Annotated in this window: 5 protein-coding genes and 1 rRNA gene; 5 read left to right on the plus strand and 1 reads right to left on the minus strand. The window is 72.0% G+C overall.

Translation table 11 applies throughout. From position 1 onward, the window contains the following. The first annotated feature begins 34 nt into the window (after positions 1–34). From ACFV1J_RS36990 to ACFV1J_RS37010, 5 genes are read left to right on the plus strand one after another with little or no spacing between them, the layout of a single operon-like run. The gene (locus ACFV1J_RS36990; protein ID WP_385865789.1) at positions 35–1,453 is read left to right on the plus strand and encodes a hypothetical protein; all 1,419 of its coding nucleotides are present in this window, start codon (positions 35–37) and stop codon (positions 1,451–1,453) included. 22 nt (positions 1,454–1,475) lie between these two features. Continuing rightward, positions 1,476–2,150 carry a DUF4129 domain-containing protein gene (locus ACFV1J_RS36995; protein ID WP_385865791.1) on the plus strand — a complete coding sequence of 225 codons (675 nt, stop codon included), beginning with the start codon at positions 1,476–1,478 and terminating at the stop codon, positions 2,148–2,150. Then, a complete protein-coding gene (locus ACFV1J_RS37000) occupies positions 2,147–3,373 on the plus strand; it encodes a DUF4350 domain-containing protein (protein WP_385865792.1) in 1,227 nt (408 codons plus the stop codon). The genes ACFV1J_RS36995 and ACFV1J_RS37000 overlap by 4 nt, the downstream gene beginning before the upstream one ends. Next, positions 3,354–4,319: an AAA family ATPase gene (locus tag ACFV1J_RS37005; RefSeq protein ID WP_385865794.1), complete on the plus strand. Its 966-nt coding sequence runs from the start codon at positions 3,354–3,356 to the stop codon at positions 4,317–4,319. The genes ACFV1J_RS37000 and ACFV1J_RS37005 overlap by 20 nt, the downstream gene beginning before the upstream one ends. Positions 4,320–4,328: 9 nt before the next feature. Further along, complete coding sequence (locus tag ACFV1J_RS37010; protein ID WP_385865796.1) at positions 4,329–5,639, plus strand: DUF58 domain-containing protein; 1,311 nt, start codon at positions 4,329–4,331, stop codon at positions 5,637–5,639. A gap of 370 nt (positions 5,640–6,009) precedes the next feature. Here the strand turns inward: ACFV1J_RS37010 and rrf are convergent. Further along, a 5S ribosomal RNA gene (gene rrf / locus ACFV1J_RS37015) occupies positions 6,010–6,092 on the minus strand; the annotation flags it as partial.

A 6,092-nucleotide genomic window follows, 5' to 3' on the forward strand; every position in this document is an offset into this window, starting at 1 on the left:
CGCCAGGGCGGGCCGGCAGCAAGAAGGAGCGACGATGAACAACTCTCCGGGCTGGGCGTCGCCCGGATCCGCCCCCTCCAACGAGCCGTCCGACGAGCCGGGCCGCGGCACACCGGACCAGCCCACCCAGACCTCCGGAACGGAAGACCGCCCCGGCACCGCCGAGCAGCCGACCCCGCCGAACTGGTCCAAGCAGCAGCCGCCCGCCGGCCAGTGGTCGGCCCCCGCCGGCATCCCCGGCCAGAGCGGCCCCCGGGACGACAACGGCCTGCCCCCCACCGACCGCACCCGCGCCGCCTCCGGCGCCGGCCAGCCCGGCTGGGGCGGCCACCCGGCCCCCGGCCCGCAGGCACCGTGGGGCTGGTCCCCGGTCCCCCCGGCGGCCAAGCCCGGCGTCATCCCGCTCCGCCCGCTCGGCGTCGGCGAGATCCTCGACGGCGCCGTCGCCACCATGCGGGCCCACTGGCGCACCGTGCTCGGCATATCGCTGATCGTCGCCGTCGTCTCGCAGACCGCCGTCACCGTCGTCACCGGCCTGTGGTTCCAAAACCCCGGCCGCCCGCCCACGGTCTCCAGCAACAACGCCCCGCCCGTCCGCGACACCCTGCGCCAGGCCGGGGACTCGCTCGCCGGGACCGCCATCACGTCGGTGATCGGACTCCTCGCCACCATCATCGCCACCGGACTGCTCACCATGATCGTGAGCCGATCCGTCCTCGGCCGTTCCGCGACGGCCGGCGAAGCCTGGCGCGACGCCCGCGGCCAGCTCCCGCGCCTCCTCGGCCTGCTGGTGCTGCTGCCCCTCCTCATCACGGCCGTCTTCGCGGTCGGCCTGACACCCGGCCTCCTCGTCACCGCCTTCGACACGCTGGGCCTGGGCCTGCTCCTCACCGTATTGGGCGGGATGGCCGCCAGCGCCGTCGGCATCTGGCTCTGGGTCCGCTACAGCCTCGCCTCCCCCGCACTGATGCTGGAGAAGCAGGGCGTCATCGCCTCCATGCGACGCTCCGCCAAGCTCGTACGCGGCTCCTGGTGGCGGGTGCTGGGCGTCCAGCTGCTGTCCTACCTCCTGGTCGGCATCGTCGAGTTCATCATCCAGATCCCGGCCACCATCGTCGCCTTCGTCATCGGCGGTGAGAGCCTCATGGACTGGGCGAACGGCACCAGCGACAACACCGGCTGGTCGTTCCTCATCGTGCTGGGCATCGGCTCCGTGATCAGCTCCACCATCACCTTCCCGATCAGCGCCGGCGTCACCGCGCTCCTCTACGTGGACCAGCGCATCCGCCGCGAGGCCCTCGACCTCGAACTGGCCCGCGCCGCCGGCCTCCCCGGTTACGGGGCCGACGTCCCCGCCGACGCACCGGCCGCAGCCGCCCCGACCGCACACGCTCCGACCGCCCCTGCCACCGCTGCGGACGACACCGGTTCCGACGCCGCACCGGGAAGCTGATGCGGTGACAACAGGGGGGAACATGGCCGCGCTCGGATCACTCATGGCGCGCTCCGACGACGACATACCGGTGCGGACACCGCGCCTCCCCGCCCGTGAGGCGGCCGAGCGCGAACTGTCCGACCCCCGGTACCACCAGCACGACCCCAACCCGATCCAGCGCGCCCTCGACTGGCTCTGGGACCGCGTCGACGAGCTCTTCGGCGCGGCCGCCGGCGCCACCCCGGGCGGCTGGATCGGCCTTCTCGCCATCGCCGCCTTCGTGCTGCTGCTGGTCGTCGCCCTCCGGCTGCGGCTCGGCGCGGTCCGCCGCACCCCGACCACCAGTGGCGCACTCTTCGCCGACACTCCCCGGACCGCCGCCGAACACCGCGCGGCCGCCGAACGGCACGCCGCCGCAGGCCACTGGAGCCAGGCCGTCCAGGACCGCATGCGCGCCCTCGTCCTCGCCCTCGAGGAACGCACCCTGCTCACGCCCGCCGCCGGCCGCACCGCCGACGAGGCCGCCACCGAGGCCGGCCTGACGCTCCCCCGGTACGCCGACCAACTCCGCACCGCCGCCCGTACCTTCGACGACGTCACATATGGCGGCCGCCCCGGCACGGAAAAGGCATACGCCTTCCTGACCACCCTTGACACCGAGCTCCAGCAGGCCAAACCCGACCTGGCCACCACCCCGACCAGGAGCCGCGGATGACCACGGCCACTCCGGAAACCGCCGCGCCCTCCTTCACCGCGCGCCGCCTGTGGACCAGCTCCCGCGGCCCCCTGCTCGCCCTGCTTCTCCTCGTCCTCAGCGGGGTGATCCTCGCCGCGCTGCGGTCCGGCGAACAGCACGGACGGCTCGACCCCCGCTCGGCGGACCGCTCCGGCAGCCGTGCGCTGGCCCGGCTCCTCGCCGGCCAGGGCGTCTCCGTCCAGGTCGTGACGACCTCCGAGGAGGCCGCTGCCGCATCCGGCCCCGACACCACCCTGCTCATCACCGACCCCGACGTGCTGACGCAGAAGCAGCTGACGGGCCTGCACACGGCGACCGCCCGCACCCCCGGGCGCACCGTCCTGCTCACCCCCGGCGCTGCCTCCCTCTGGTCCTTCGTCCCCGGCGTCCAGGCTCAGCCCGCCACCAGCAACTCCCCGCGCCAGCCCTCCTGTTCCCTGCCCGACGCACACCGCGCCGGCAGCGTGCTCCTCGGCGGCCTTCGCTACACCACGTCCGACGAGCGCGCCGATCGCTGCTACCCCGTCAGCGGCCGGCCCACCCTGCTGCACCTGCCGGCCACCGGCAACGGCCGCGACACCGTCCTCCTCGGCTCCGCCGATTTCCTCTCCAACCAACACCTCGCCGAGCACGGCAACGCCTCGCTCGCCCTTCAACTCCTCGGTGCTCACGACCATCTGATCTGGTACCTCCCCTCCGTGAGCGACCCGTCATCCGCTCATGACGAGCGCAGCTTCTTCGATCTCATCCCCTCCGGCTGGCGCTGGGCGATGCTCCAACTGACCATCGCCGCCGCCCTCGCAGCCCTCTGGCGCGCCCGCCGACTCGGCCCCCTGGTCCCCGAAAACCTCCCCGTCACCGTCCCCGCCGCCGAAACCACCGAGGGCCACGCGCGCCTCTACGAACAGGCCAACGCCCGCGACCGGGCCGCAACCGTCCTGCGCTCCGCGACCCGCACCCGCCTCGCCCCCCTCCTCGGCGTACCACCCGTGGACGCCCACACTCCTGACCGCCTTCTCCCGGCCCTGCACGCCCACTTGACCTCCGCCGCTGGCACCGCGACAGATCTCCACCCCCTGCTCTTCGGCCCGGCCCCCGCGGACGACCGGGCCCTGGTGCAGCTGGCCGACCAGCTCGACGCACTCGAATCCTCGATCGTTTCCCAAGAGAGGCACGCCCCCCGTGAGCACCCCGACCGCTGACAGCGCCCGAGCCTCCCTGGAGGCCCTGCGCACCGAGATAGCCAAGGCCGTCGTAGGCCAGGACCCCACCGTCACCGGGCTGGTCGTCGCCCTCCTCTGCCGCGGTCACGTACTCCTCGAAGGCGCCCCCGGTGTCGCCAAGACCCTTCTCGTACGCGCCCTGTCGACGGCACTCGAACTCGACACCAAACGAGTGCAGTTCACCCCGGACCTGATGCCGAGTGATGTGACGGGCTCACTGGTCTACGACGCCCGCAGCGCGGAGTTCTCCTTCCAGCCGGGCCCCGTCTTCACCAACCTGCTACTGGCCGACGAGATCAACCGCACGCCACCCAAGACGCAGGCGTCGCTGCTGGAGGCCATGGAAGAGCGTCAGGTCACCGTCGACGGAACAGCCCGTCCCCTCCCCGAGCCGTTCCTGGTGGCCGCCACACAGAACCCCGTGGAATACGAGGGCACCTATCCGCTGCCCGAGGCCCAACTCGACCGCTTCCTCCTGAAGCTGACGGTCCCACTCCCCGACCGTCAGGACGAGATAGACATCCTCAGCCGCCATGCGGCCGGCTTCAGCCCCCGCGACCTGAACGCCGCCGGACTCCGCCCCGTCGCTTCCGCCGCCGACCTCGACGCCGCCCGCGACGCTGTCGCAAAGACCTCGGTATCCCCCGAAGTCACCGGCTACATCGTCGATATCTGCCGTGCCACTCGCGAATCCCCCTCGCTCTCACTCGGCGTCTCCCCCCGAGGAGCCACCGCCCTGCTTTCCACGTCACGCGCCTGGGCGTGGCTCACCGGCCGCGACTATGTCACCCCTGACGACGTGAAGGCCCTTGCTCTGCCCACGCTGCGCCACCGCATCCAGCTCCGCCCCGAAGCGGAGATGGAAGGAGTCACCGCAGACTCCGTGATCAACGCCGTACTCGCACATCTCCCCGTCCCCCGCTGAGGCGACACCGTGACCCTCACCGGACGCACCGCCCTCGTCTCCGCACTCGGAGCTCTGTTCGTCGGCTTCGTGCTGCCCAGCTGGCTCGGCATCGCGATCGTTCAACTCGCCTTGCTGGTAGCAATTTTGTGCGACCTCGCGCTCGCCGCGCCAGTGCGAAAGCTCCGTTTCACCCGAACCGGTGAAACAACCGTTCGACTAACAGGCGAAGCCCACACCCACCTCACCCTCACCAACCCGAGCCACCGCACGCTGCGCGCCCACGTCCGCGACGCCTGGCCCCCGAGCAGCTTCCACCCCGGCACGGAAATCACCGCCTCCCGGCATGCCGTCCGCATCCCCGCAGCCGAGCGCCGACGCCTGACCACCACGCTCCACCCCACCCGACGCGGTGACCACCACGCGGTACGCGTCACCGTCCGCTCCTACGGCCCGCTCGGTCTGGCTGCACGTCAGGGCAGCCACCAAGTGCCGTGGACCCTGCGCGTCCTGCCCCCCTTCACCAGCCGCAAGCACCTCCCCGCCAAGCTCGCCCGGCTCCGCGAACTCGACGGCCGCACCAGCCTTCTGACGCGCGGTGAGGGCACCGAATTCGACAGCCTCCGCGACTACATCCCCGGCGACGACACCCGCTCCATCGACTGGCGCGCCTCCGCCCGCCGACAGGATCTCGCTGTCCGCACCTGGCGCCCCGAACGCGACCGCCGCATCCTGCTCGTCCTCGAAACCGGCCGCACCTCGGCCGCCCGTATTGGCGACATCCCCCGCCTCGACGCCTCCATGGACGCGGCCCTGCTGCTCGGCACCCTCGCCGCCCGCGCCGGCGACCACGTCGATCTCCTCGCCTACGATCGCCGGATCCGCGCCTCCGTACAGGGCCGCACCGCCCGCGACCTCCTCCCGGCACTGACCGGCGCCCTTGCGCCCCTCGAAGCCGAACTCATCGAGGCGGACGCCCGCGGCCTGGCCGCCGAGATCCATCGCCGCACCTCGCGCCGTTCCCTGATCGTCCTGTTCACCGGCCTGGAAGCGGCCCCCGTCGAAGAGGCGCTCCTGCCCGTCCTGCCCAGCCTCACCCAGCGCAACGAAGTCATCGTCGCCGCCGTAGCCGATCCCCGCATCGAGGCAATGGCCGCCGGCCGTCACTCCCCCCAGGCCGTCTACGCCGCAGCAGCCGCAGAGCAAGCCATCGCCGCCCGCCGCCGCACCGCAGACCGCCTCCGCCGCCAGGGCATCACCGTCATCGACGCCACCCCGAACCACCTGGCCCCCGACGTGGCCGACGCCTACCTCACCCTGAAGTCCACCGGCCGCCTGTAAAACGTGCCTCGCGTCCGCGGCACGCGCGTGCAGACAGCTGACTGCCGGCCGCGGGAGCCCGCCGCGGCGCCCTCGCTCCGGTTAGCTACCACCGCTCTCGGTCGAACGTGAGCGAGGGCAGCACGACACTCTGCCAGTGCTCCAATATCTGAGAGCCGCAGCCTCTGTTGGGCGCAGCCGAAGAGCGTCATTGCCCGACCTGGGGGCTCGGGCGCGGGCCGCATGCATTGCACGCTCCCGACCCAGACCCCACAACGGTGGGGGAGGGACGAGGGGCCACCGATTTTGCCCTGCCGACCAGCGTCGCCTCACTGGCCCAGAACGCAGAAAAGCCCCGCACCATACGGTGCGGGGCTTCCCCACAATGATTGTTCGGCGGCGTCCTACTCTCCCACAGGGTCCCCCCTGCAGTACCATCGGCGCTGAAAGGCTTAGCTTCCGGGTTCGAAATGT

Origin of the sequence: Streptomyces sp. NPDC059649, assembly GCF_042734445.1 — a bacterium.
Lineage (GTDB): Bacteria > Actinomycetota > Actinomycetes > Streptomycetales > Streptomycetaceae > Streptomyces.

Excerpts from the sequence above, each read along its gene's own strand:
- ACFV1J_RS37000 (WP_385865792.1), top strand. The coding sequence starts at position 2,147 with ATGACCACGGCCACTCCGGAAACCGCCGCGCCCTCCTTCACCGCGCGC.
- ACFV1J_RS36990 (WP_385865789.1), top strand. The coding sequence starts at position 35 with ATGAACAACTCTCCGGGCTGGGCGTCGCCCGGATCCGCCCCCTCCAAC.
- ACFV1J_RS36995 (WP_385865791.1), top strand. The coding sequence starts at position 1,476 with ATGGCCGCGCTCGGATCACTCATGGCGCGCTCCGACGACGACATACCG.